The sequence below is a fragment of the Kribbella sp. NPDC020701 genome (assembly GCF_055562215.1).
In genome coordinates this window covers 360,365-386,054 of the sequence record NZ_JBVHFT010000009.1, presented here as the reverse complement: position 1 = coordinate 386,054, position 25,690 = coordinate 360,365, and the positions used below count along the sequence as shown (strand labels likewise).

General features: G+C 68.7%; 22 protein-coding genes and 1 pseudogene. 22 read left to right on the top strand and 1 reads right to left on the bottom strand.

Annotation, left to right across the window (positions count from 1 at the left end; genetic code table 11):
- The 14 genes and pseudogenes from ACZ3HV_RS23610 to ACZ3HV_RS23545 all read left to right on the top strand — a co-directional run.
- Positions 1 to 623 (top strand): annotated as a pseudogene (locus tag ACZ3HV_RS23610) (hypothetical protein); the annotation flags it as partial.
- A gap of 584 nt (positions 624 to 1,207) precedes the next feature.
- On the top strand, positions 1,208 to 1,675 hold the full coding sequence (locus ACZ3HV_RS23605) for a hotdog fold domain-containing protein (RefSeq protein WP_465687133.1): 468 nt from the start codon (positions 1,208 to 1,210) through the stop codon (positions 1,673 to 1,675).
- Positions 1,676 to 1,685: 10 nt separating this feature from the next.
- Complete coding sequence (locus ACZ3HV_RS23600) at positions 1,686 to 2,855, top strand: GNAT family N-acetyltransferase (RefSeq protein ID WP_465687132.1); 1,170 nt, start codon at positions 1,686 to 1,688, stop codon at positions 2,853 to 2,855.
- Positions 2,856 to 2,926: 71 nt separating this feature from the next.
- On the top strand, positions 2,927 to 3,523 hold the full coding sequence (gene ruvC, locus ACZ3HV_RS23595; RefSeq protein WP_465687131.1) for a crossover junction endodeoxyribonuclease RuvC: 597 nt from the start codon (positions 2,927 to 2,929) through the stop codon (positions 3,521 to 3,523).
- A 39-nt stretch (positions 3,524 to 3,562) separates the two neighbouring features.
- On the top strand, positions 3,563 to 4,165 hold the full coding sequence (ruvA, locus tag ACZ3HV_RS23590) for a Holliday junction branch migration protein RuvA (RefSeq protein ID WP_465687130.1): 603 nt from the start codon (positions 3,563 to 3,565) through the stop codon (positions 4,163 to 4,165).
- A 3-nt stretch (positions 4,166 to 4,168) separates the two neighbouring features.
- A complete protein-coding gene (gene ruvB, locus ACZ3HV_RS23585; RefSeq protein WP_465687129.1) occupies positions 4,169 to 5,221 on the top strand; it encodes a Holliday junction branch migration DNA helicase RuvB in 1,053 nt (350 codons plus the stop codon).
- 233 nt (positions 5,222 to 5,454) lie between these two features.
- Positions 5,455 to 5,910 (top strand): preprotein translocase subunit YajC, encoded by a 456-nt coding sequence (gene yajC / locus ACZ3HV_RS23580; RefSeq protein ID WP_465687128.1) that lies wholly within the window; start codon positions 5,455 to 5,457, stop codon positions 5,908 to 5,910.
- A gap of 124 nt (positions 5,911 to 6,034) precedes the next feature.
- Positions 6,035 to 7,729 carry a protein translocase subunit SecD gene (secD, locus tag ACZ3HV_RS23575; RefSeq protein ID WP_465687138.1) on the top strand — a complete coding sequence of 565 codons (1,695 nt, stop codon included), beginning with the start codon at positions 6,035 to 6,037 and terminating at the stop codon, positions 7,727 to 7,729.
- Positions 7,729 to 8,913 carry a protein translocase subunit SecF gene (secF, locus tag ACZ3HV_RS23570; RefSeq protein WP_465687127.1) on the top strand — a complete coding sequence of 395 codons (1,185 nt, stop codon included), beginning with the start codon at positions 7,729 to 7,731 and terminating at the stop codon, positions 8,911 to 8,913. The genes secD and secF overlap by 1 nt, the downstream gene beginning before the upstream one ends.
- The gene (locus ACZ3HV_RS23565; RefSeq protein ID WP_465687126.1) at positions 8,913 to 9,452 is read left to right on the top strand and encodes an adenine phosphoribosyltransferase; all 540 of its coding nucleotides are present in this window, start codon (positions 8,913 to 8,915) and stop codon (positions 9,450 to 9,452) included. Before secF ends, ACZ3HV_RS23565 begins: the two co-directional genes overlap by 1 nt.
- Positions 9,453 to 9,565: 113 nt before the next feature.
- On the top strand, positions 9,566 to 11,938 hold the full coding sequence (locus tag ACZ3HV_RS23560) for a RelA/SpoT family protein (RefSeq protein WP_465687125.1): 2,373 nt from the start codon (positions 9,566 to 9,568) through the stop codon (positions 11,936 to 11,938).
- 252 nt (positions 11,939 to 12,190) lie between these two features.
- On the top strand, positions 12,191 to 12,898 hold the full coding sequence (locus ACZ3HV_RS23555) for a hypothetical protein (RefSeq protein ID WP_465687124.1): 708 nt from the start codon (positions 12,191 to 12,193) through the stop codon (positions 12,896 to 12,898).
- Positions 12,899 to 12,999: 101 nt separating this feature from the next.
- On the top strand, positions 13,000 to 13,332 hold the full coding sequence (locus ACZ3HV_RS23550; protein ID WP_465687123.1) for a papain-like cysteine protease family protein: 333 nt from the start codon (positions 13,000 to 13,002) through the stop codon (positions 13,330 to 13,332).
- A gap of 89 nt (positions 13,333 to 13,421) precedes the next feature.
- Positions 13,422 to 13,910: a hypothetical protein gene (locus ACZ3HV_RS23545; protein WP_465687122.1), complete on the top strand. Its 489-nt coding sequence runs from the start codon at positions 13,422 to 13,424 to the stop codon at positions 13,908 to 13,910.
- 169 nt (positions 13,911 to 14,079) lie between these two features.
- Here the strand turns inward: ACZ3HV_RS23545 and ACZ3HV_RS23540 are convergent, their stop codons facing one another.
- Positions 14,080 to 15,306: a DUF349 domain-containing protein gene (locus tag ACZ3HV_RS23540; RefSeq protein WP_465687121.1), complete on the bottom strand. Its 1,227-nt coding sequence runs from the start codon at positions 15,304 to 15,306 to the stop codon at positions 14,080 to 14,082.
- A gap of 235 nt (positions 15,307 to 15,541) precedes the next feature.
- Here ACZ3HV_RS23540 and ACZ3HV_RS23535 point away from each other — a divergent pair, with 235 nt between their 5' ends.
- From ACZ3HV_RS23535 to ACZ3HV_RS23500, 8 genes are all read left to right on the top strand, one after another.
- Positions 15,542 to 16,240 carry an MBL fold metallo-hydrolase gene (locus ACZ3HV_RS23535; RefSeq protein ID WP_465687120.1) on the top strand — a complete coding sequence of 233 codons (699 nt, stop codon included), beginning with the start codon at positions 15,542 to 15,544 and terminating at the stop codon, positions 16,238 to 16,240.
- Between the two features lie 13 nt (positions 16,241 to 16,253).
- Entirely contained in the window at positions 16,254 to 17,585 is a 1,332-nt protein-coding gene (gene hisS, locus ACZ3HV_RS23530) for a histidine--tRNA ligase (RefSeq protein ID WP_465687119.1), read from the top strand.
- A complete protein-coding gene (gene aspS, locus ACZ3HV_RS23525) occupies positions 17,582 to 19,357 on the top strand; it encodes an aspartate--tRNA ligase (RefSeq protein ID WP_465687118.1) in 1,776 nt (591 codons plus the stop codon). Before hisS ends, aspS begins: the two co-directional genes overlap by 4 nt.
- Positions 19,358 to 19,417: 60 nt before the next feature.
- The gene (locus tag ACZ3HV_RS23520; protein WP_465687117.1) at positions 19,418 to 20,098 is read left to right on the top strand and encodes a GntR family transcriptional regulator; all 681 of its coding nucleotides are present in this window, start codon (positions 19,418 to 19,420) and stop codon (positions 20,096 to 20,098) included.
- A 129-nt stretch (positions 20,099 to 20,227) separates the two neighbouring features.
- A complete protein-coding gene (locus tag ACZ3HV_RS23515) occupies positions 20,228 to 21,874 on the top strand; it encodes an ABC transporter substrate-binding protein (RefSeq protein WP_465687116.1) in 1,647 nt (548 codons plus the stop codon).
- On the top strand, positions 21,874 to 22,806 hold the full coding sequence (locus ACZ3HV_RS23510; RefSeq protein WP_465687115.1) for an ABC transporter permease: 933 nt from the start codon (positions 21,874 to 21,876) through the stop codon (positions 22,804 to 22,806). Before ACZ3HV_RS23515 ends, ACZ3HV_RS23510 begins: the two co-directional genes overlap by 1 nt.
- Positions 22,803 to 23,681: an ABC transporter permease gene (locus ACZ3HV_RS23505; protein WP_465687114.1), complete on the top strand. Its 879-nt coding sequence runs from the start codon at positions 22,803 to 22,805 to the stop codon at positions 23,679 to 23,681. Before ACZ3HV_RS23510 ends, ACZ3HV_RS23505 begins: the two co-directional genes overlap by 4 nt.
- Positions 23,668 to 25,689: a dipeptide ABC transporter ATP-binding protein gene (locus ACZ3HV_RS23500; RefSeq protein WP_465687113.1), complete on the top strand. Its 2,022-nt coding sequence runs from the start codon at positions 23,668 to 23,670 to the stop codon at positions 25,687 to 25,689. Before ACZ3HV_RS23505 ends, ACZ3HV_RS23500 begins: the two co-directional genes overlap by 14 nt.
- The last annotated feature ends 1 nt before the right edge of the window (position 25,690 follow it).

The window sequence follows — 25,690 nt, the reverse complement described above, 5'->3', positions numbered from 1 at the left end:
CCGGCACCGGCACCGGCACCGGCACTGGCACGGGCACCGGCGGCACTGGCTCCGGTCGCGGCGGCATCGGCAGCGGGGGCAGCGGGGGCGGCGGCAGGGGTGGGCGGGTGCGGCCGGGGCAGACCGAGGTTTATGTGCACCTCACCGACCACACGCTGGCCACCGGTACCGGGGTTCTGCGCGTCGAGGACCTCGGCCCACTGCTGGCAGACCAGTTGACGGAGCTCGTTGGCTACGGCCCGTACACCGTGAAGCCGGTCATCGACCTCAACGACGCAGTCAGCGTCGACGCGTACGAAATCCCCGACCGGATCCGCGAACGCGTCAAACTGACTCACCCCGTCGAGGCCTTCCCCTTCGGCAACCGCGAAACCAACCACACCATCGACCTGGACCACATCGAGCCCTACGACCCGCTCGGTCCACCAGGTCAAACCAGCACTCGGAACCTCGCGCCCCTGGGCCGATTCAGCCACAGGATCAAGACTCACGGCCGCGGCTGGAGCGTCCGCCGCGTCGACCACAAGACCCTCGAATGGCGCACACCCCACGGATTCACCTTCCGCGTCGACCCCACCGGCACCGTCAGGGTCAACGGTCGACACCTCGACTGCGCGACCTGAGCACGGTGCGCAGCAGTAGTCCACTGAGTGCTTGCCGGCCCTCGAGTTGCCGCGGAGGCGGTCGCCTGACCTTGGTCGACCGGGAGCAATCGCGAAGAAGCTTCCGGGCTGGACTCCGGTGAGTCGGACGAAGTCGGGCAGAAGGTGGCTCCGGCGGCCTGGAGTCGGCGGACCGTCAGTCTGTACGAGCTTCGAGCGCCTCGGCCAGACCGGGGTTGGCCGCCAGGTCCGGGCTGGTCCAGTTGGGCGGAGGTCTGCAGCTTGCAGGGGTGCTGGCGCCGTGAAGCTCTGACCGAACACCTAGGGCGGACTCGTCTGTACTTTCGGCTGCTGGCTGCTGGCTGCTGGCTGCAGGCTGCCTTTGCGGATCGCCGTCACTCGGTCGCCCTCGGTTCGCTGCCTCAGGCCGTCGGTGCGGTGGCCGTCGTGGGCAGCGCTCTCGCCGTTTGGGTTGTGCGTGTATCGGTCCGCGCAACGCCGCCGGAGGCGGCCAAAAGATTGATCGCCGCGAGGCGGTGCCCGGTTGGCGGTGGTCGTGTTGAGCGGGGGTCGACGGTTATGTGACTGGTGGGTAACATGTGGGGATGGGTAGTCAGGTGCTGGGGATGTGGGAGCGGTTGCGGGTGGTGCCGGGTGGGGAGCGGGTGTTTTCGCGGGCGTTCACCTGGAAGGCGCCGTACTTTCGGTCGATTCGGCCGCGGTTCGTGCAGGTGAGCCCGAACTACGCGGCGCTGGTGCTGCCCAAGCGGCGGGCGGTGCAGAACCACATCGGGACCGTGCATGCGATTGCCGTGTGCAACGGTTTGGAGGCGGCGATGGGGGCGTTGGCCGAGGCGACCATCCCGAAGGACAAGCGGTGGCTGCCCAAGGGCATGGAGGTCGCCTACCTGGCCAGGTCCACGTCCGATCTGACCTGCTCGGCGGAGACGGATCCGGCGGCGTGGACGGCCGGGCCGGATGTGCCGGTGAAGGTGAAGGCGACGCGGGACGACGGCACCGTGGTTGTCGAGGGCACCATCTATTTGTGGGTAACGGAGCGGCCGAGCACGTAGGGTCGGCGGCGTGACTGATGCGCTGCGGTTGGTGGACATCACCGAGGACCACCTCGAGGACGTGTTGCGGATCCGGAGGCAGTCGTTCGGGACGATGGCGTCGGGGGACCGGGAGGAGTGGTGGAAGTACGCCGTCAAGTTCCTCGAGGACGGCCGGTACGTCGGGGTCGCCGACGGGGATGCCCTCGTCGCCGCGGCGCGGTTCTGGGACTTCGGGCAGTGGTGGAGCGGCCGGCGGATCCCGGTGGCGGGGGTGGCCGGCGTTGTCGTGTCACCGGAGTACCGCGGCCGTGGTGTGGGCAGCCTGCTGATGCGTGGGGTGATGCGGCGCGGGGTCGAGAAAGGCTTCCCGCTGTCCGCGCTGTACCCGGCGACGACGGTGATCTACCGGCACCTCGGGTACGAGTTCGGCGGGTCGCGGTACAAGTACTCCTTCCAGTCCGCCGATCTGCGCCGCCTCGGCGGTAAGGACGTCAGCATCCGCCGGGCGGGGCCTGACGATGCGCAGCGGTTCCTCGAGGTGGCCAGCCGGGTGAACGAGTCCCGGCGGTCGAACGGCGCCCTGATCTGGCCGCTCGACGAGATCGAGGAGTGGCTCGCGGACGAGGACAACACCGCGTTCCTGGCCGATGACGGATTCGTGCTCTACAACTGGGCCGGCGACGAGGAGTTGTCCGTCGACGAGCTGATCGCCGGTTCGGAGCAGACCGCGCGGGCGCTGTGGGCCACGGTCGGTTCTGGTTCCTCGATCGCGCGGACCGTGCACGCTTACCTCCCGCCCGGCGACCCGATCCACCTCATGATCGAGACCGAGGCGGACAAGAAGGCCGAGGAGCAGCGCTGGATGCTGCGGTTGCTCGACGCTCCGGCGGCGATCGCGGCCCGTGGGTTCGCGGCGAGCGCCGTACTGGAGGTGGACGTGCGCATCGACGATCCCGACCTACCGGAGAACAGCGGGGACTGGCACCTGTCAGTCCAGGGCGGAGCCGGACAGCTCACGCAAAAGCAGCCGTCAGGTGACACGCTCCGATTCGGACCACGCGGGCTTGCCGCTTTGTACGCCGGTACGCCGGTCAACACACTGCGCGGAGCGGGATTGGTGTCCGGCCCGGCCACCAACGATGCGGCCCTTGACGCGGCGTTCGCGGGGTCGGCGTCGTACATGCTCGACTACTTCTGATCCGGCGCGTCGATTACCGGCTGTCCGGTAGCGCCGATTAGGGTTGTCGAACAAACGTTCGGAGGTGGTCCATGCGGGTGCTCGGCGTCGACCCGGGGCTGACCCGGTGCGGACTCGGCGTCGTCGAGGGTTCGCCGGGCAAGCCGCCGGCGCTGGTCGCCGTCGGGGTGATCCGGACGCCGGCCGACCTGGACGTGGCCAAGCGGCTGGTCCGGATCGAGGCCGAGCTGGAGGAGTGGATCACCGAGCACCGGCCGGATGCGGTCGCGGTGGAGCGCGTGTTCGCGCAGCACAACGTCCGTACGGTGATGGGCACGGCGCAGGCGTCCGGAGTGGCGATGGTGGTGGCCGCCCGGCGCGGCCTGCCGGTCGCGCTGCACACGCCGAGCGAGGTGAAGGCCGCGGTCACCGGATCGGGCCGGGCGGACAAGGAACAGGTGACCACGATGGTGACCCGGATCCTCAAGCTCGCCGAGCGCCCGACGCCGGCTGACGCCGCCGACGCGCTGGCGCTGGCGATCTGCCACGTCTGGCGCGGCGGTCTGACGAGCAAGATGCAGGAGGCAGCCGCGAGCCGGTCGAACCTGGAAGCCCTGGCAAAGGCGCAATCCCGCCTCCAAGTGGCTAGGCTGCGGGCCGCCGTGGCGGCCCAGCAGGGCAAGCGGTGAGCAAGTGATGAGCAGGGCCGAACGGCTTGGAGGTTGGCGATGATCGCCTTTGTGCGGGGGCCCGTGGCGGCCATTGGTGTGGACAGTGCCGTGATCGAGGTCGGGGGAGTAGGCCTGCAGGTGTACTGCCATCCCGGCACCCTCGCGGGGTTGCGGCCGGGGCAGGAAGCCCGGGTGGCGACCTCGATGGTGGTGCGGGAGGACTCGCTCACGCTGTACGGGTTCTCGGATGACGATGAGAAGGACCTGTTCGAGTTGCTGCAGACGGCATCCGGGGTCGGGCCGAAGCTCGCCCAGGCGGCGCTTGCGGTGCTGAGTCCGGATCAACTGCGACAAGCCGTTGCGACCGAGAATCTCGCCGTACTGGTGAAGGTTCCCGGCATCGGCAAGAAGGGCGCGCAGCGGATCGTGCTGGAGCTGAAGGACAAGATCGGCGCGCCGTCGAAGACGGTGTCCGGTCGTCCGCTGCAGGCGCAGGAGGCCTGGCGGGACCAGGTGCATGCCGGCCTGGTCGGCCTCGGCTGGTCGACCCGGGACGCGGAAGACGCCGTCACCGCGGTCTCGCCGCTCGCCGCCGACAGCCCGAACCCGTCCGTCCCCGATCTGCTGCGTGCCGCGCTGCGCGTGCTGTCGAAGGCATAAGACATGGAAGACAACGTCCGGCCATTGGTGTCCGCGGACGCGGTGGATCTCGAGGAACGCAAGATCGAGTCCGCGCTGCGGCCGCGCACCCTGGCTGAGTTCGGCGGGCAACGCAGGGTGAGCGAGCAGCTCGAGCTGGTCCTGCACGCCGCTCGCGGACGCAACCGGGCGCCGGATCACGTGCTGTTGTCCGGCCCGCCCGGGCTCGGCAAGACCACGCTGGCCATGATCATCGCCAGCGAGATGTCGGCGCCGCTGCGCATCACCAGCGGTCCGGCGATCCAGCACGCCGGCGACCTCGCCGCGATCCTGTCCGGGCTGAGCGAGGGCGAGGTGCTGTTCCTCGACGAGATCCACCGGATGTCCCGGCCCGCCGAAGAGCTGCTCTACATGGCGATGGAGGACTTCCGGGTCGACGTGATCGTCGGCAAGGGGCCGGGGGCAACCGCTATCCCGCTGGAGATCCCGCCGTTCACGCTGGTCGGCGCGACCACCCGGGCCGGGCTGCTGCCGGGGCCGCTGCGGGACCGGTTCGGGTTCACCGGTCACCTGGAGTTCTACGACGCCGCCGAGCTCGAGAAGATCGTGAACCGGTCGTCCGCGCTGCTCGAGGTCGACATCACCCCGGAGGGCGCGGCCGAGATCGCGTCCCGGTCCCGCGGTACGCCGCGGATCGCGAACCGGCTGCTCCGCCGGGTCCGCGACTACGCAGAGGTACGGGCTGACGGCATCGTCACGCTCGCCCTCGGCAAGGCGGCGCTGGAGTTGTACGAGGTGGACAAGATGGGCCTGGACCGGCTCGACCGGTCCGTCCTGGACGCTCTGTGTCGCCGTTTCGGCGGGGGACCGGTAGGTCTTTCCACGTTGGCGGTTGCGGTCGGCGAAGAACGTGAGACCGTGGAGGAAGTGGCCGAGCCATTCCTGGTCCGGTCCGGCTATCTGGCCCGTACGCCGCGCGGCCGCGTCGCCACGCCCGCGGCCTGGCGGCACATCGGGCTCAAGGTCCCGAAGGGCGCCACCTTCGCGGACACTTTGTTCGACACAGACGAAGACTGAAGGAGTTCGACCCAGATTGCAGAGCGGATACGACGGGAACGTCCGCGGGCGCCGGAACGTAGACACTCCGTAGCGAGTAACTCAAACGTGACCCGGTGTCATGAGGAAGTTGTTGCCGCTCAGGGTTAGACTCCCCGGTGGCCTGACCTCAGGCCATTCCGCTGCGACCTGCGCGCTTGAGCAGAGCGTGCCGGACACCCGTACTCCCGATCGACGAAGGATTTTGAGACCCCATGCAACTCCTCGCCGTACCGATGGCCTCTTCCGGCGGCTCCGGCTTCACGCTGCTGCTGCCGCTGATCCTGATCGTCGGGATGATCTGGTTCATGAGCCGCACGCAGCGTAAGCAGCGCGACCGGCAGGCAAAGACGGTGGCCTCGCTCACCCCGGGCACCAAGGTGATCACCACCAGCGGCCTGGTCGGCATCGTCGAGGAGACCGACGACGAGTACGTGACGCTGGAGATCTCCGAGGGCGTGCTGGTGCAGGTGGTCAAGGCCGCGGTCGGCCGGGTCATCCCGGACGAGGACGCCGCCGAGGCGACCGACGCCGACAGCGTCGACAAGGCCGAGGACGAGCCGGGCGGGGACCTCAAGGACCCGGTGGACGTGCCGGACGCGCGTAAGGACAAGGCCGACGGCAAGGTGCAGGACGCGCCGAAGCTGCCGCCCACGCACACCGAGAACTGATTTCCGTCCCAACGGCCTGAGGCGCGTCGCCCAGCGTCTACTCTGACGTTGCGGCGCGCCCAGAAGCACAAAGGTTGAATCTGACGTGGCAACGACGACGACATCCCGTCCCTGGCGGAACCTGATCGCCTTGGCGGTCATCGTGGTCCTGCTGTTCGGGATCATGGCGCTGACCAACACCTGGAAGCCCAAGCTCGGCCTGGACCTGCGCGGTGGCACGACCATCACGCTGACCGCGAAACCGGCTGCCGGCAGTGGCTCGGTGACCGCCGACCAGCTGAACGAGGCGAAGAACATCATCTCTCAGCGGGTCAACGGTGCGGGTGTCGCGGAGGCCGACATCACCACGTCCGGGGGAAATCACATCAACGTGGCCGTCCCCGGTGCCACCCAGGACGCTCTGGTCAAGCAGGTCGGCCAGACCGCGCTGCTCTACTTCCGGATCGTGTACGACGGCCAGTCGCTCGCGCCGGTGGCGACACCGACACCGACCCCGACGGGTACGCCGAAGCCGAGCACGACGCCCAAGCCCAGTACGACGGTGAAGCCGAAGGCCAGCACCACGCCGAGCGCCACGCCGAAGGGCCGGGCCTGGACCAGCGCGCTCGGCAAGGCCGCCACGCCGACCCCGACGCCGAGTACGACGCCGACCGCGCCTACCACCGCCACGCCGACAACGCCGGCCACGAACCCAGGCGACCCGCTGAGCTACGTCCCCGACGCGGCCACGCAGGCAGCGTTCGCGACGTTCAAGTGCGGTGACCCGCAGACCGACGACCCGAACAAGCCGCTGTTCTCCTGTGACCGCGACAAGCAGTTCAAGTACCTGCTGGGTCCGGCGATCATGAAGGGCACCGACCTGGCCGACGCCAGCGCGGGCATCCCGCAGGGCGGCTTCCAGTGGCAGGTCAACCTGAAGTTCACCGGCGAGGGCGGCGACAAGTTCCTCAAGGCCACCCAGAACATCTCCGCCCGCGGCGAGGGCCAGAACCTGTTCGCGATCGTGCTCGACGGCGAGACCATCTCGACCCCGAGCGTCGCGCAGCCGATCCCGGGCGGCCAGGCGCAGATCACCGGTACCTTCACCGAAGCCGAGGCGCGTGACCTGGCGAACGTGCTGAAGTACGGCGCCCTGCCGATCTCCTTCGACATCTCGTCGGTCGAGACCGTGTCGCCGCAGCTCGGTGGCGACCAGCTGTCCGCGGGCATCTGGGCCGGCATCATCGGCCTCATCCTGGTCGTCGTCTTCTGCTTCCTGTACTACCGGGGGCTGGGGATCGTCGTGGTGGCGTCGCTCGGGATCGCGGGCATCCTGACGTACCAGCTCGTCTGTCTGCTCGGCCACGCGATCGGGTTCACCCTGACCCTGGCCGGGATCGCCGGTCTGATCGTGGCGGTCGGTATCACCGCGGACTCGTTCATCATCTACTTCGAACGACTACGGGACGAAGTGCGCGAGGGCCGCAGTCTGCGCTCCTCGGTGGAGACCGGCTGGGCCCGGGCCAAGCACACGATCATCGCGGCCGACTCGATCTCGCTGCTCGCCGCGGTGGTGCTCTACGTCCTGGCGGTCGGCAGCGTGAAGGGCTTCGCGTTCACGCTCGGCCTGACCACGCTGCTCGACCTGGTGGTCGTGTTCATGTTCACCAAGCCGATGGTCACACTGCTGGCCCGGACCGACTTCTTCGGCCACGGCCACAAGCTGTCCGGTCTGGATCCCGAACATCTCGGTGTGGAGCGGCTGCCGGGTCAGATGAAACCGTCGGCCCGGCCTGCCAAGCCGGCGTCGAAGCCCAAGCCGGTTGGAGGGGAGGTCTGATGTCGAAGCTCGGACAGCTCGGTGCCAAGCTGCACCGCGGTGAGATCTCGTACGACTTCATCGGTCATCGCAAGCTCTGGTTCACGATCTCCCTGGCCCTGGTGGCCATCTCGCTGATCGGGCTCTTCACCCGCGGCCTCGCGCTCGGTATCGAGTTCAAGGGCGGCGTCGAGTACCAGGCGAACGTCAAGGTCACCAGCAACACCGTCGACGACTTCACCAGTGTGGTGAAGGCGACCAATGCCAAGGATCTCGGCGACCCGGTCGTCACCACCATCGGCTCCGACAAGGTGCGGGTGCAGACCAAGCCGCTGGCGCAGGACGACATCGCGAAGGTCCGTGCCGCGATCGCCAAGGAGGCCGGGGTCCCGATCGACCAGGTCACCTCTCAGCAGATCGGCGCGTCCTGGGGTCGGCAGATCGCGAACAAGGCGATCTGGGCGCTGGGGGTGTTCCTCGCCTTGGTGTTCCTGGTGATCTGGGCCTACTTCCGAGAACCCAAGGCGTCAGCGGCCGCGATCATCGCGCTGATCCACGACGTCACGATCACGGTCGGCGTGTACGCGCTGATCGGCTTCGACGTCACCCCGGCGACGGTGATCGGCGTACTGACGATCCTCGGTTACTCGCTGTACGACACGGTCGTGGTGTTCGACAAGATCCGCGAGAACACCCGGGGCATCACCGGGAACACCCGCTACACCTACTCCGACGCCACCAACCTGGCCGTCAACCAGACCGTCGTACGGTCGATCAACACCACGGTGACCGCGTTGCTGCCGATCGCCTCGATCCTCGTGGTCGGAACAGTGGTCCTGGGGACCGGGCCGCTCAAGGACCTTTCGCTGGCGCTGTTCGTGGGTGTCGCGGTCGGTGCGTACTCGTCGATCTTCATCGCGCCGGCGCTGCTCGCGGTCTTCAAGGAGCGTGAGCCGGGCATGCAGGCGCTCAGGCGCCGGGTCGTGGCCAAGCGGGCCCAGGCGGCGAAGGCGGGTGCTCCGGTCGCGGTGGCGACCGCGGGTGCGGGCGCAGGTGCGGCCGCCGCGCGGTCCGTCGTCCAGGACACGCCGCGCAAGAACCGGCCGGCGGGTACGGCGCCGACGCCGGCGGCGCGCCCGATGAAGGCGACGGCGGCCGGACGGCCGCAGCCGACGCGCAAGCCGCGGTCGAAGCGCGGTAAGTGATGCGGTCGCTCGAGCAGGTCCTGGCCGACGGCATCCGCGACATCCCGGACTACCCGCAGGCGGGGGTGGTGTTCAAGGACATCACCCCGCTGCTGGCCGATCACAGCGGGTTCGCCCAGGTGGTCGAGGCGCTGGCCGCATCCGGGAAGGACGACGACGGGAACCCGGTGGTCGACAAGGTGGTCGGGATCGAGGCGCGCGGGTTCATCCTGGCCGCCCCGGTCGCGCTCGCCCTCGGCGCCGGGTTCGTCCCGGTGCGCAAGAAGGGGAAGTTGCCGGCGGCGACGTACGAGGAGTCGTACGCGCTGGAGTACGGCGAGGCGACCATCGAGGTGCACCAGGACGCGTTCACCCCGGGTGACCGGGTGCTCGTGATCGACGACGTACTCGCCACCGGCGGCACAGTCGAGGCGTGCCTGCGCTTGATCCGCCGCTGCCAGGCGGAAGTTCTCGAGACCGCGGTCCTGCTCGAGCTTTCGTTCCTGCCGGGGCGCAAACGGCTGGCCGGCGAGCAGTTGTCCGCGCTCGTCACAGTCTGACATCACGAGCCCACCCGGCGTGTTGTCCACAGGGTGATTCAACCTCGTTGGCCGCAGCCCCCTAGACTGGTGGTCTGTCGGCGGAGGGACACAACGTGGGCGAAGACCCGGCGATGACATCAGCGGTGCCGAACGTGGTACCGCAGGAGTCTCCGCGCGCGCCGGCACCGGCACGCCCGGCGCCCGTGTCACCGTCGCCTGCCACCCAGCCGCCGCGGATCGCGCCGGCCCGGGTGCGGGCCAGGCTCGCCCGCCTCGGCGGGACCAGGCACCCGAACCGGGCGCCGATGCTCGAGCCGCTGTTCCGGGTCGTCCGGGCGACCCACCCCAAGGCCGACCTCGGGATGATCGAGCGCGCCTACCGGACCGCGGAGAAGTACCACACCGGTCAGCTCCGCAAGAGTGGTGACGCCTACATCACCCACCCGCTCGCCGTCGCGACCATCCTGGCCGAGCTCGGTATGACCGCGCCGACCCTGTGCGCCGCCCTCCTCCACGACACCGTCGAGGACACGCCGTACACCGTGGCCGAGCTCACCGCCGACTTCAGCGAAGAGATCGCCATGCTGGTCGACGGCGTCACCAAGCTGGACAAGGTCAAGTACGGCGAGTCCGCGCAGGCCGAGACGATCCGCAAGATGGTCGTCGCGATGGCCAAGGACATCCGGGTGCTGGTGATCAAGCTCGCCGACCGGCTGCACAACATGCGCACGCTCGGCTTCCTGCGGCAGGAGAAGCAGGAGCGGATCGCCCGCGAGACGCTCGAGATCTACGCCCCGCTGGCCCACCGGCTCGGTATGAACACGATTAAGTGGGAGCTCGAGGACTTGTCCTTCTCGACCCTGCACCCGAAGGTGTACGACGAGATCGTCCGGCTGGTCGCCGAGCGCGCACCGTCGCGGGACGAGTACCTGGCGTCGGTGATCGACCAGGTGCACGAGGACCTGCGCGCGGCCAAGGTGAAGGCAACCGTCACCGGCCGGCCCAAGCACTACTACTCGATCTACCAGAAGATGATCGTCCGCGGCCGCGAGTTCGGCGACATCTACGACCTGGTCGGCATCCGCGTGCTGGTCGAGTCGGTCCGGGACTGCTACGCCGCGCTCGGCATACTGCACGCGCGGTGGAACCCGGTGCCCGGCCGGTTCAAGGACTACATCGCGATGCCGAAGTTCAACATGTACCAGTCGCTGCACACCACTGTGATCGGCCCGCAGGGCAAGCCGGTGGAGCTGCAGATCCGCTCGTTCTCGATGCACCGCCGGGCGGAGTACGGCATCGCCGCGCACTGGAAGTACAAGGAGGACCCGAGCACGGCCGCGCCGGACGCGGTCGGCCCGCCCAGCACCGAGATCGGCGGCCCGAACGAGATGCCGTGGGTGCGGCAGCTCGTCGACTGGCAGCGGGAGACCTCCGACCCGTCGGAGTTCCTCGACTCGCTGCGGTTCGAGATCAACAACTCCGAGGTCTACGTCTTCACCCCGCGCGGCGACGTGATGTCGCTGCCGACAGGGTCGTCGCCGGTCGACTTCGCGTACGCGATCCACACCGAGGTCGGGCACCGCTGCATCGGCGCCCGGGTCAACGGCCGGCTCGTGCCGCTGGAGAGCACGCTGGAGAACGGCGACGTCGTCGAGGTGTTCACCTCGAAGGCGCAGGGCGCTGGACCGTCGCGTGACTGGCTCACGTTCGTCAAGAGCCCCCGCGCGCGGAACAAGATCAAGCACTGGTTCTCCAAGGAGCGCCGCGACGAGGCGATCGAGCACGGCAAGGACGCGATCGCCAAGCAGCTCCGCAAGGAGGGCCTGCCGCTGCAGCGCCTGCTGTCGCACGAGACCCTCACCGCGGTGGCGAACTCGCTGCGCTACCCCGACGTCACCGGTCTGTACGCCGCAGTCGGCGAGAGCCATGTTTCCGCGCAGGCCGTCGTACGGCGTCTGATCGAGACGTATGGCGGTGAGGAGGGGGCGGCCGAGGACCTCGCCGAGGGTCTGCGGTTGCCGCAGACGCGGGAGCGGCGGAAGCGGACTGCCCGGGGCGATGCTGGTGTCATCGTCAAGGGTGCGACCGACATCCTGTCCAAGCTGGCCCGGTGTTGTACGCCGGTGCCGGGCGACGAGATCATCGGCTGGATCACGCGGGGTGCGGGCGTCTCCGTGCACCGGGCGGACTGCGCGAACGTCGAGAACCTGCAGACCCAGCCGGAGCGGATCGTCGAGGTCGAGTGGGCGCCGACCGCGCAGTCGGTGTTCCTGGTCGCGATCCAGGTCGAGGCGCTCGACCGGGCCCGGCTGCTCTCGGACATCACCCGGGTGCTGTCCGACTACCACGTGAACATCCTGTCCGCGGCGCTGACGACCACCCGTGACCGGATCGCCAAGTCCCGCTTCACCTTCGAGATGGGCGACCCGACCCACCTCGGCCACGTCCTGAAAGCAGTCCGCTCGGTCGAAGGCGTCTTCGACGTGTACCGCGTGACCCAGTAGGCCTCGGCCGTTTGTGACGCCGGGGAGACTGCGGGTATGGCTTCCTCGGATGGACTTGGGCGGCGTGGGCTGCTGATCGCCGGCGTTGGATTGCTGGCGGGCTGCAGCGGGTCGTCGGTTGGGCAGCAGGCGAGCTCGTCGGGGACACCGAGCGCACCAGGCACATCCGATACTCCGCGGGCGCCGAGTAAGCCGAGTAAGCCGAGTAAGCCGAGTGCGCCGGCCTCCACTCCCGCTGTCGCGCTTCCTTCGGTGCGGACGTGGTCGCCTGGGTCGGGGGAGATCCAGCCTGCGGCCAAGCGCGCGGCGGTGGCGGCGGTTGTCGACCTGCTAGGCGGGCCGCGGTCTGTGGTCGAGGTGATCGATGCGCAGTACGGCGGGATCTTGGGGGACTCGGCGAGTGTGTTGGTGCCCTGCCGGGTGTACACGATCAGCGGTGGCCGTGTCGTCACTGGCGGTACGACGGTCGACGTACGACTGAGTAAGACGCGGGGGAGTTGGCGGGTGACCTCGACACATCCGGCCCAGCCTGGTCCGGCGGCTACCGGGCTGTCGGCGGCGGCCCGGCAGGTGCTGGCGAGCGATCGGATCGCACTGCCGCCCGCGTCCGCGGCCGATATCCGGTCGGGGCAGGTGCACGACAGCGTGCTCACCACGATGCTGCAACTGGCGGAGACCTATCGGATCGGGGTCAGCGTGATCCGCTCCGGCCATCCGCTGAACGTCTTCGGCACCAACCGGCCCAGCGATCACCCGCGCGGGCGGGCGTTCGACACCTGGCAGATCGATGGTCACGCGGTCGTCGCGCCGACCACGTCACGTTCGCTGATCACGTCGTACATGCGGGCGACCGAGTCGCTCGGCTCGTACAACGTCGGTGGTCCGTACCAGCTGTCCGGTACGGCGTTCTTCTCCGACCAGACCCACCACGACCACGTCCACGCGGGCTTCCAGAGCTAGTCCCACTCCCACGCGATGCCGACCGTACCCGGGGCGGCGGACGGTTCGACGACGTACTCGCAGAACCAGTTCTGCAACCTGGCTTCGGCAACAGCCACAACGTGACGTGCCCGAACAACCAGGCCACGCTGGCGAACGACCAGCGGGCGTTCCGCTCGATCGGGATCAGCGCCGGCAGCTACATCTCGGGCACCCTCAGCTTCGGCACCCTCGTGACCGAGATCGCCGCCGGGCGTCCGGTGATGACGCGGATCGGCTGGACGTCGGGTGGCGGTCACATGATGGACATCATCGGGTACGACTCGTCGGACTCCACGCTCGAGTACTACAACCCCTGGCCTGACGACCCGCGCTACAACTACTCGACGTACAACTGGTACCGGTCCAACTCCCAGTTCACCTGGACCCACTCCCTGTACCGGATCGGAGCCTGACATGCCCCGCCCGAAGAACATCCTGCTCCGCGTCGGCGCCGTACTGCTCGCTGCTCTCGGCATGGCGTTGTCTGTTGGCGGCGCCGCCAATGCAGCCGGTCCGGAGCCACCCGGCCACCGGCGAGTGGCAGGCCGTCAACGTGGCGAGCGGCAACACCGAGGCCCGCATGGTCGCCGCCGCCCGCGGTGCGCTCGTCTTCACCGAACCCCAGATCGGCGCCTGGTACGCCCTCACCGGCACCCAGATCCGCCCCCTCAACCCCGCCGCCACCAAGTCCATCGGCACCAAGTCCATCTCGGTCGCCGCCTACCAGGATCTCGTCGCCACCCGTTACTCCGACAAGCTCCCCGGCACCACCTACAACGACCAGGGCGTCGCCGGCGGCTACGACATCACCTCCGCAACACCCGCCCGCACCTACAACGACCTCATCCTGCCCATCGCCGCTGCACTCCTGGTTGGCGTGGTTCTCTACCACCGCCGCGGCAACCGTGGCTCCTGGCACAAGAAGGCGCCTACCAAGCGCAGGGCGTCCGCGCGAAGCCGGGGTGAGTCGGGCACCCGGACGTCGACGTAGACGCCCTTCAGGAACTGGCGGATCTCGCCGCGCGCCAGTAGCCGAGTTTGCGCGGCACCTGACGGGCCGTGAAGGGGATACCGGCGAAGTAATACGGCAGGTCGTACTCGAACATCCCAGCAGGATGACTGAAAGGGGTCTAATCCTGCTGGGAGTTGTCCACAGGGAGTTAGCTGAAGTCGGAAAGGGCGTTTTGGGCTTGGGTTAGCCATTCGCGGCGGGCGGCGATGGCTTCCCGGGCTTCGTTGGCCTTGCGGGCGTTCCCCTGGGACTCGGCCTTGGTGGCTTGCTTCTCCAGGTCCGAGATCAGGGACTGGAGTTGCTTGACCGTGGCTTCGGCGCGCGCCCGGGCTTCGGGGTTGCTGCGGTTCCAGACCTCGTCCTCGGCGGCCTTGACGGCCTGCTCGACGGCGCGCAGGCGGGAGTCGATCGCGCGCATCGAGTCGCGCGGGACCTTGCCGATCTGGTCCCAGCGGTCGAGCAGGTCGCGCAGTTGCTCGCGGGCGATCTTGGCGTCCTCGACCGGGAGGATGCCCTCGATCTCGACGAGCAGTGCCTCCTTGGCCTGGAGGTTCTCCACCTGCTCGGCGTTCTCCTCGGCCTGGATGGCGTCCCGCGCTCCGAAGAACGTGTCCTGGGCGGCGCGGAACCGTGCCCACAGCTTGTCGTCGACCTCGCGCGGCGCGGGGCCGGCGGCCTTCCACTGCCGCATCAGGTCGCGGAAGCGGCCCGACGTCGGACCCCAGTCGCTGGACGACGAGAGGGTCTCGGCCTCGGCTGCGAGCCGCTCCTTGACCACCGCGGCTTCCTCACGCTTGGAGGAGAGCTCGGCGAAGTGCTGCTTGCGGTGCCGGGTGTACGTCGTCCGTGCGGAGGAGAACCGGTGCCACAGCTCGTCGTCGCTGGACTTGTCGAGCCGGGGGAGCGCCTTCCACTCGTCGAGCAGTTCGCGCAGCCGGGTGACGCCGTGCCGCCAGTCGGTGCCGGCGGCGATGGTCTCGGCCTCGGTGGCGATCTTGGTCTTGGCCGACCGCGCCTCCTCGACCTTCGCGGCCCGCTCGGCCTTGCGCTTCTCGCGCTGCTGGGCGACCAGCGGGGTGAGTGCCTCCAGCCGGGCCCGCAGGCCGTCGAGGTCGCCGACCGCCTGCGCCTCCTCGATCGAGCTGGTCACCTTCTTCACCGCGGCCCGCGCGTCGTCGGGGGACACCGTGCCCGCCTCGACCCGCTTTTCGAGCAGATCCACCTCGAAGGCCAGCGCGTCGTACCGGCGGGTGTAGAAGGCGAGCGCCTCCTCGGGGTTCGCGTCGGGCCACTGGCCGACCGCCCGTTCACCGTCCTTGGTCCGTACGAAGACCGTTCCGTCCTCAGCTACCCGGCCCCAGCTCTCTCCGGCCACAACTCGCCCCTTCCGGCGGTATGTATTGCGCTCGTGCCCATTCTGGTCAGTCTCCGGTCCAACCGAGCGAACAGGGTCCTGCCTGGGCGCGTCGAGTGCCATCCCGACGCTTATCCCTGAACAATCACAAACTCCCAGCCCAGGCGCAACGGTGTTGCGTCACAATCCGGTTCGAACTCACCCGGTGGGCACCGGTAGCCTTGGGTGGTCCGGAACCGTTTCAGGAAGGTCTGTCGTGCTCATCGCCGGGTTCCCCGCGGGTGCGTGGGGTACTAACTGCTACGTCGTCGCCACCGGCCAGGGCGCGGAGTGCATCGTCATCGACCCCGGTCAGGACGCGACCGCCGGCGTCGAGCAGGTGGTCCGGGAGAACAAGCTCAAACCGGTCGCCGTGCTGCTCACGCACGGTCACATCGACCACATGTTTTCCGTACTTCCGGTCTGCGGGACGTACGACGCCACCGCCTGGATCCACCCGGACGACCGGCACCTGCTCGCCGACCCGATGGCCGGGATCAGCCCGGAGACGGCCCGGATGCTCCTCGGCGGTACGCACGAGTTCGCCGAGCCGGACGACGTCGCCGAGCTCAAGGACGGCCTGTCCCTGGAGCTGGCCGGCCTGAACTTCACCGTCGACCACACCCCTGGACACACCAGGGGGTCGGTCACGTTCACTACGCCGTACGCCGGGCCCGAAAACAACGGAGCGGTGCCGGCAATCCTGTTCTCCGGTGACGTGTTGTTCGCCGGGTCGATCGGCCGGACGGATCTGCCTGGGGGCGACCATCCGGCGATGCTGCATACGTTGGCCACCAAGATCCTGCCGATGCGCGACGAGATCGTCGTCCTGCCGGGTCATGGTGGCCAGACCACGATCGGCCGGGAGAAGGCGACCAACCCCTACTTGCAGGACCTGGAGATACCGAACATATGAGCAAGGCCAAATCGTGAGCAAACTCAGCCCGCTGAGTGGGTTCCCCGAATTCCTTCCGCAGGACCGGATCGTCGAGCAGCGGTTCCTCGACGTGATCCGGGAGACGTTCGAGCTGCACGGGTTCGCGTCGATCGAGACCCGCGCGGTCGAGCCGGTCGAGCGCTTGTCCAACCAGGGCGAGGACGCCGACAAGGAGATCTACGGCGTACGGCGGCTGGCCGCCGGATCCGACGAGGACGCGGCACTCGGGCTGCACTTCGACCTGACCGTGCCGTTCGCGCGGTACGTGCTGGAGCACAGCGGCAAGCTGGTCTTCCCGTTCCGCCGCTACCAGATCCAGAAGGTCTGGCGGGGTGAGCGCCCGCAGGAGGGCCGCTACCGCGAGTTCACCCAGGCCGACATCGACATCATCGACGCAGGCTCCCTGCCGACCCACTACGAGGTCGAGCTCCCGCTGGTGATCGCGGACGCGCTGCGCAAGCTGCCGGTGCCGGAGTTCGTGATCAAGGTGAACAACCGCAAGATCCCCGAGGGCTTCTACCTCGGGCTCGGCCTGGACGACGTGACCTCGGTGCTGCGGATCGTCGACAAGATCGACAAGATCGGCCCGGAGAAGGTGGTCGAGCGGCTGATCGAGGCCGGCGCGACCGACAAGCAGGCACGGCTCGCCGTACAGCTGGCGGACATCTCCAGCACGGACACCTCGTTCGCCGATCAGGTCCGTGCGCTCGGTGTCGAGCACCCGATTCTGGACGAGGGCCTCGAGCAGCTGAGCCAGGTGATGGCCGCGGCCGCCGAGCACGCGCCCGGCCTGCTGATGGCCGACCTGCGGATCGCCCGCGGCCTGGACTACTACACCGGCGCGGTCTACGAGATCTACCTGGTCGGCCAAGAGTCGTTCGGGTCGGTCGGTGGCGGTGGCCGGTACGACGCGCTCGCGTCCGACGGCAAGACGACGTACCCGGGGGTCGGGATCTCGATCGGCGTATCCCGGCTGGTGCACCGGCTGGTGTCGCAGGGGCTGCTGAAGGGCTCCCGCAGTACGCCGACCGCCGTGCTCGTGGCCTTGAACGCCGAAGAGGACCGGGCCGACGCGATGCGGACGGCCGCGCAGCTGCGGAGCCGGGGGATCCCGGTCGAGGTGGCCCCGGCCGCCGCGAAGTTCGGCAAGCAGATCCGGTTCGCGGACCGGCGGGGGATCCCGTTCGTGCTGTTCAGCACCGAGAACGGTCCCGAGATGAAGGACATCCGCAGCGGCGAGCAGGTGCCGGCCGACCCGGCCACGTGGACGCCGCCGGCGGCCGACGTACGACCCCAGATCGACACCACTCAGGAGAACTCGTGATCCGTACCCATTCCGCAGGCTCGTTGCGCGCCGAGCACGCCGGGCAGACCGTGATCCTGGCGGGCTGGGTGGCGCGGCGACGCGATCACGGCGGCGTGGCGTTCATCGACCTGCGCGACTCCACCGGCACCGTGCAGGTCGTCATCCGCGACGAGGACGCCGCGCACGGCCTGCGGTCGGAGTACTGCCTGAAGATCGTCGGCGAGGTCTCGCCGCGCCCGGAGGGCAACGCGAACCCGAACCTGCCGACCGGCGAGATCGAGATCATCGCGACCGAGGTCGAGGTGCTCAACGAGGCCGCGCCGCTGCCGTTCCCGGTCGAGGAGCACCACGCCACGCCGGTGAACGAGGAGGTCCGGCTGAAGTACCGGTACCTCGACCTGCGCCGCCAGGGCCCGGGCGCCGCGCTCCGGCTGCGCAGCCAGGTGAACCGCGCGGCTCGCGACGTACTGGCGGGGCACGACTTCATCGAGATCGAGACGCCGACGCTGACCCGCTCCACGCCGGAAGGCGCGCGCGACTTCCTCGTGCCGGCTCGCCTGCAGCCGGGTAGCTGGTACGCGCTGCCGCAGTCGCCGCAGCTGTTCAAGCAGCTGCTGATGGTGGCCGGGATGGAGCGGTACTTCCAGATCGCGCGCTGCTACCGCGACGAGGACTTCCGCGCCGACCGGCAGCCGGAGTTCACCCAGCTCGACATCGAGATGAGCTTCGTCGACCAGGACGACGTCATCGCGCTGTCCGAGGAGGTCCTGACCGCGCTCTGGAAGCTCGTCGGGTACGACGTCCAGACGCCGATCCCGCGGATGACGTACGCCGAGGCGATGGCGCGGTTCGGCTCCGACAAGCCGGACCTGCGGATGGGCCTGGAGCTGGTCGAGTGCACGGAGTACTTCAAGAACACGCCATTCCGGGTGTTCCAGGCGCCGTACGTCGGTGCCGTGGTGATGCCGGGTGGTGCGGACCAGCCGCGCAAGCAGCTGGACGCGTGGCAGGACTGGGCCAAGCAGCGTGGTGCGCGCGGGCTGGCGTACGTGCTGGTGGGTCAGGACGGCGAGCTCGGTGGTCCGGTCGCGAAGAACCTGTCGGACGAGGAGCGCGCGGGCATCGCCGACCACGTCGGCGCGAAGCCGGGTGACTGCATCTTCTTCGCCGCCGGTCCGGTGAAGTCGTCGCGGGCGCTGCTCGGCGCCGCCCGGCTGGAGATCGGCCGTCGTGGCGGGCTGATCGACGAGTCGACCTGGTCGTTCGTGTGGGTCGTCGACGCGCCGCTGTTCGAGCCGGCCGACGAGGCCACGGCGGCCGGTGATGTCGCGGTCGGGTCGGGCGCGTGGACCGCCGTACACCATGCCTTCACCTCGCCGAAGCCGGACTCGCTGGCGACGTTCGACACCGATCCGGGGTCGGCGCTGGCGTACGCGTACGACATCGTCTGCAACGGCAACGAGATCGGTGGCGGGTCGATCCGTATCCACCGCGAGGACGTGCAGAAGCGGGTCTTCAAGGTGATGGGGCTGACCGACGAGGAGGCCTCGGAGAAGTTCGGCTTCCTGCTCGACGCGTTCAAGTTCGGCGCGCCGCCGCACGGCGGGATCGCGTTCGGCTGGGACCGGATCACCGCGCTGCTGGCCGGCACCGAGTCGATCCGCGACGTGATCGCCTTCCCGAAGTCCGGCGGCGGCTACGACCCCCTGACCGCGGCCCCCGCCGCCATCACCCCCGAACAACGCAAGGAAGCCGGCGTCGACGCCAAGCCGGAGCCCAAGGACACGTAGAGCTTGAGGGCCGCCCCCGGGGTCAGGAGTGACCCCGGGGTTTCGTATACGATGAACCGGGTGACCACGAACCCGGTTGTCGTTGGTGATGGGCATCGGCCGCTGCGTGACGTGGTCGCCGCAGAGTTGCGGCGGCTCATCCTGGCCGGCTCGCTGCCGCCGGGCGAGCGCTTGGTCGAGGACCGGCTCGCCCAGCAGTTGGGGGTGTCCCGCAACCCGATCCGGGAGGCCATGCGGGTTCTCGAGGCCGAGGGATTCCTCGACGTGACGGCGCGGCGGGGTGCCTTCGTGGCCAAACTGTCGGCCCAGCAGGCCGAGGACCTGTTCCACGTCCGGCTCGCCCTCGAGCCGCTGGGTGCCCGGCTGGCGGCGTCGGTCGAGAGTCCCGAAACCGCCTTGATCGCAAGGGCTTGGGCCATTCTCGACCTGGTCAGCGAGTCCGGGCCGGACCAGGACCTCGACGTCCTGTCGACCCTGCACACCGAGCTGCACTCGCTCATCTTCGAGCTGACCAGGAACGACTACCTGATCGCCATGGCGATCCCGATGGTCAAGCGTGGTCAGTGGCTGTTGCGGCAGAGCGCCCCGTTGCAGAACCCGGCCGCCTGGGCCGAGCACCACGGCCTGATCGCGGCGATCGCCGCGGGTGATCCCGACCTGGCCGAGGCGGCCGCCCGCCACCACGTGCTCAGCGTCCGCAACGCGCTCCGCCCGCACCTGGAGCCGGCCCGCCCTGCGTGATCGGCCGATTCTGTATACGAATCGGCCCTTTTGAAACCGTCGCGTGCCTGCGACGAAACATGGGCGTAGCAAGTTCCGTATACAACATACGGAACAGCATCTCTCCTGCCTGCCCAAGGAGCACGTCGCATGAACCTCACGCTTCCAGGTCAGATCTCCCGCCGCAGGCTGCTCGGCCTGGGTGGCGGGCTCGCCGCCGGGATCGGCCTCGCCCCGATGCTCACGGCCTGCGGTGACGACACTTCGTCCGCGGCCACCTCCGCCGGTGGCGGCACATTGACGATGGGGATCAACGCCACCCCCGACACTCTCGACCCCGGCGCCACCGGGCTCGCGCTCACGCTGCTGATCTCGTTCGCGCTGTTCGACCCGCTGGTCTACTGGTTGCCCGACGGAAAGGGTGGCAGCGCCTTCCACCCGGGCCTGGCGGAGTCGTGGACGATCTCGCCCGACGCCTCGGTGTACACCTTCAAGCTGCGCAAGGGCGTGACGTTCCATGACGGAACGACGTTCGACGCGAAGGCGGTCAAGGCGACGTACGACCACGTGGTCGATCCGAAGACCCAGTCCAAGAGTGGTCTCGGGGCGCTCGGGCCGTACAAGGAGACCAAGATCCTCGACGACTACACCGTCCAGATCGTCTTCACGGCGCCGAACGCGTCGTTCCTGCACCAGCAGGCGGCCGGCAACTTCGGCATCTCCTCACCGACCGCGCTGGCGAAGTACGGGCCGACCGGATTCGGGAACAACCCGGTCGGGACCGGGCCGTTCAGCTTCCAGAGCTACCAGGCCGGTAGCCAGCTGACACTGCTGAAGAACCCGAAGTACACCTGGGGTCCGAAGGTACTGGGCGACGGTCCGGCCAAGCTGGACAAGCTGGTCTTCCGGATCGTCACCGACGACAGCGGTCGCTACAACGCCTTGCAGAGCGGGCAGTTGCAGATCGCGATGAACCTGCCGCCCAACAACATCTCCGCGGCGCAGAAGTCCGGCAAGTTCCAGCAGCTGCTGGTGCCTTCCATCGGTACGCCGCTGGGGATGCCGATCAACGTGACCAAACCGCCGACCGACGACCCGCTGGTGCGGCAGGCGATCATGTACGCCGTCGACCAGGACACGCTCGTGAAGGACGTCCTGTACGACGTCTACAAGCCCGCGCACAACGTGCTCACCCCGATCACGCCGGGTTTCAGCGAGGCGGCGAGCAAGACCTACTCCTACGACCCGGACAAGGCCGGCCAACTGCTCGACCAGGCCGGCTGGACGGTCGGCGATGGCGGGACCCGGACCAAGAACGGCAAGAAGCTGAACCTCGAGATCATCCTGTTCGGCGGTGGCGGCCTGGAGTTGCCGACGCAGTTCGTCGTGTCGGAGCTGCAGAAAGTGGGGTTCAGCGCGAACACCGGCGTACAGCCGTTCGCCGCGGCGCAGGCGAGCTTCAACTCCGGTGCGCACAACCTGGGCTCGTTCGGCTACTACGGCGCGGACCCCTACCTGCTCAACATCTGGGTCAACTCGAACGCGATCAAGTCCGGCTTCAACTGGTCGCACTACGCCAACCCGGCAGTGGACAAGCTGATCGCCACGGCGAACGCGACCGCCGCCGACGCCACCCGCAACGGCCTGTACGAACAGGTCGGCGCGAAGCTGATGCAGGACTCCATGTACCTGCCCCTGTGGGACGTGGCCGGGGCGTTCACACTGTCGCCGAAGGTGCAGAACCTGCACCAGACCCTCAACGGCTACCTGGCGTTCCACAGCGCCACGGTCGGCTGATGACGCTGTTCGTGGCGCGCCGGCTGGGCGCGGCGATCCCGGTCGTCATCGGCATCACCCTGATCGCGTTCGTCCTGGTGCACGTCGTACCGGGCGATCCGGCCAAAGTGATCCTGTACGGCGCGAACGCGTCACCGGAGCAGATCGCGACACTGCGGCAGCAACTCGGTCTGGACGATCCGTTGTGGCGGCAGTACGCCGACTTCGCGATCAACCTGGTGCACGGCAACCTGGGTACGTCGTTCCTGACCCAGACCCCGGTCAGCCACGAGTTGCTGTCCCGGGCTCCGAGCACGCTGATCCTGACGGCGGCCTCGATGCTCGTGGCGGTGCTGGTCGGCGTACCGCTGGGACTGGTCGCGGGGATGCGTCCCGGCTCGATCTTGGACACTGTGGCGCGGTGGATCTCGTTCGCCGGGGTGGCGGTGCCGTACTTCTTCCTCGCCCTGCTGCTCGTGCTGGTCTTCAGCGTCAAGCTGCACCTGCTGTCCGCGATCGACGACGGTACGGCGAAGAGCCTGGTGCTGCCCGCGGTCTCGCTGGGCTGGGGCTACGCGGCGATCCTGACCAGGCTCGTCCGCGGCCGGGTGATCGACGAGTTGCGCAGTGACTACGTGAAGTCCGCCCGGGCGCGCGGCAGTGGTGAGTTGCGAGTGCTCCTGCGGCACGTACTGCGGAACTCCTCGGTGCCGGCGGTCACCACGATCGGCCTGCAGTTCGGCAACATCCTGACCGGTGCCGCCATCACCGAGGTGATCTTCGGCCGGGCCGGGCTGGGGAGCTTCCTGGCCACCTCGATCACCAGCAAGAACATCCCGGTCGTCCAAGGTGCTGTGGTCGTGATCGGCATCGCGTACGTCGTGATCAATCTCGGCGTGGACCTGATCGTCGGCGCCATCGACCCGCGGACCCGGCAGGAGGCTGCCGCATGAGCCGGCTCAAATGGGCAGCGCTGAGCGTCGCCGTACTGCTGGTGCTCCTGCTGCTGGTCGCGCCCGGCGCGCTGGCGCACGTCGATCCGGTCGCGACGAGCGACGCGCATCTCGAGGGGCCAAGCGGCAGCCATCTGTTCGGCACGGATCTGCTGGGCCGCGATGTCTACAGCCGCACGGTGTACGGCGCGCGCCCGGTGCTCATCGCGAGTTTCCTGGGAGTGCTTGTCGCCACCGCGGCGGGTGTCGCGATCGGCGTACTGGGCGGCGTGGCTCCGCGCTGGCTCAACGCCGTGGTGATGCGGCTGGTGGACGTGTTCCTCGCCCTGCCGGTACTGCTGATCGCGTTGATCCTGATCGCCACTGCCGGATCGGGTGTCCGCAGCATCGTGCTGGCGATCGGGATCGCCTTCACCCCCGGCTTCGCCCGGGTGGTCGAGTCCTCGGTCCGCCGGCTCCGCAAGGTCGAATACGTCGAGGCGGCCCGGGTGTTCGGCTCGACCACGCTGCGCACCTCGTGGCGGCACCTGCTGCCCAACCTGCTGACCGAGGTGGTCGTGCTCGGCAGCAGCGCGATCGGCTGGGGCATCCTGACCGCCACCACCCTGAGCTTCCTCGGTCTCGGTGTCCGGCTGCCGGCGCCGGACTGGGGGAGTGACCTGGCCGCGGGGGCGACCAATCTGGCCGACGCCTGGTGGCTGTCGACGTTTCCCGGGCTCGCGATCATGGCAACGATCCTGCTCGCGAACTTCTCCGGCGATCACCTGATGCGGGTGCTGGATCCGCGGGCCGGGATCAGGTTCGGGCGAAGCTTCCGCCGGCTCTCCATCCGGCTGTCCCGTCACGGAGGTGACATCGCACATGAGTCTGCTTGAGGTGACCGGGCTGCGGACCGAGATCGACACCGCACGGGGCCGGATCCGTCCTGTCGACGGGGTGAGTTTCGCCGTCCGCGCCGGGGAAACCCTTGGTGTCGTGGGGGAGTCGGGTTCCGGCAAGACGATGACCGGGATGTCGATCATGAGGCTGCTGCCACCCGGTGGGTCGATCGCCGGCGGCTCGATCCGGCTCGACGGCCGCGAGCTGACCGACCTGGACGAGCCGGCCATGCGCAAGGTGCGCGGCAGCGAGCTGGCGATGATCTTCCAGGACCCGATGACCTCGCTGAACCCGGTCCGGACGATCGGCAGTCAGCTGCGGGAGGCGTACCGGATCCACGTCGACGGCAGCCGTGCCGCGGCGACGGCTCGGGCGACGGAGGTGCTCGGACTGGTAGGGATGCCGCGACCGCGCGAGCGGCTCGACGACTACCCGCACCAGCTGTCCGGCGGGATGCGGCAGCGGGTGATGATCGCGCTCGGACTGATGTGCGATCCGAAGCTGCTGATTGCCGACGAGCCGACGACCGCGCTGGACGTCTCGATCCAGGCCCAGATCTTGACGTTGATCGACGACCTGAAGGCACAGCTGTCGATGGGTGTTCTGCTGATCACCCACGACATGGGGGTGATCGCCGAGTACGCCGATCGGGTCGCCGTCATGTACGGCGGACAGGTGGTCGAGCAGAGCGGCGTACGGGAGTTGTTCGAGGCGCCGCGCCATCGGTACACCGAGGCGTTGCTCGCGGCGATGCCGACCTTGGAGCTCGACCGGAACGCGGAGCTGGCCACGATTCCCGGCAGCCCGCCGAACTTGCTCGACCTGGCCCCGGGGTGCCGCTTCGCCCCGCGGTGTGCGTTCGCGCAGGACGACTGCCGCCGTACCGATCCGTCGTCGATCGGCGGGGATCACCTGCACGCCTGCCTTCATCCGGCCGATGGAAGTACCTCGGCCGCCGCGGCGGTGGCCGGCGCCCGGGAGGCCGGGGAGCCGCGGGGCACCGATTCGCTGGTGCAGCTGTTCGACGTGCACAAGCGGTTCGGGGTGCGGTCGAAGCGGCCGTTCGCCGGATCGCGCGCGGTACAGGCGGTCTCCGGTGTGACGCTGACGATCGCGGCCGGGGAGACCTTGGGCATCGTCGGGGAGTCGGGCTGCGGCAAGACCACCCTCGGGCGGATGCTGGTCGGGCTGGAACGGCCGACCAGTGGATCCGTCAGCTTCGACGGCCGGGATCTGTCGGCGCAGAGCCGGACCGGATTCCGCAAGCGCCGGCGCGATCTGCAGATGATGTTCCAGGACTCGGCTGCCGCGCTCGATCCGCGGATGACCGTTGCCGCTCTGATCGCGGAGCCGCTGGTGGCTCAGGGAATCGGCACCCGGCGCGAGCGACGCCGTACCGTGGCCGAACTGCTGGCGGCGGTCGGACTGCCACGCGAGGCGGCGGAGCGGTACCCGCACGAGTTCTCGGGTGGCCAGCGGCAGCGGATCGCGATGGCCCGGGCGTTGGCGCTCCGGCCGAAGGTGATCGTCGCGGACGAGCCGGTGTCCGCGCTGGACGTCTCGGTCCAGGCGCAGATCCTGAACCTGATGCGGTCGCTGCAGGAGCGGTACGGCCAGACGTACGTCGTCATCTCGCACGACCTGTCGCTGCTGAAGTACCTGGCCGACCGGATCGGCGTCATGTACCTCGGCCGGCTCGTCGAGCTCGGAGCCGGTGAGGACGTCTACAGCGCACCGCGCCACCCGTACACGGCCGGGCTGATCAAGGCGATCCCGGTGCCGGACTCGGCGAAGAACCGGGAGGCCATTGCCCGTTCGGCCGGTCTCGGTGGAGAGTTGCCGTCGGCGATCGATCCACCGAGCGGCTGCCATTTCCGGACCCGGTGCCCGCTGGCGACCGACCGCTGTGCCACGGAGGTTCCGGTACTGAAACCCTCTGACGGACTGCATGCCGTCGCCTGCCACCACCCCCTGACCACGCACGTCCTGACGCCCGCGAGGTAGA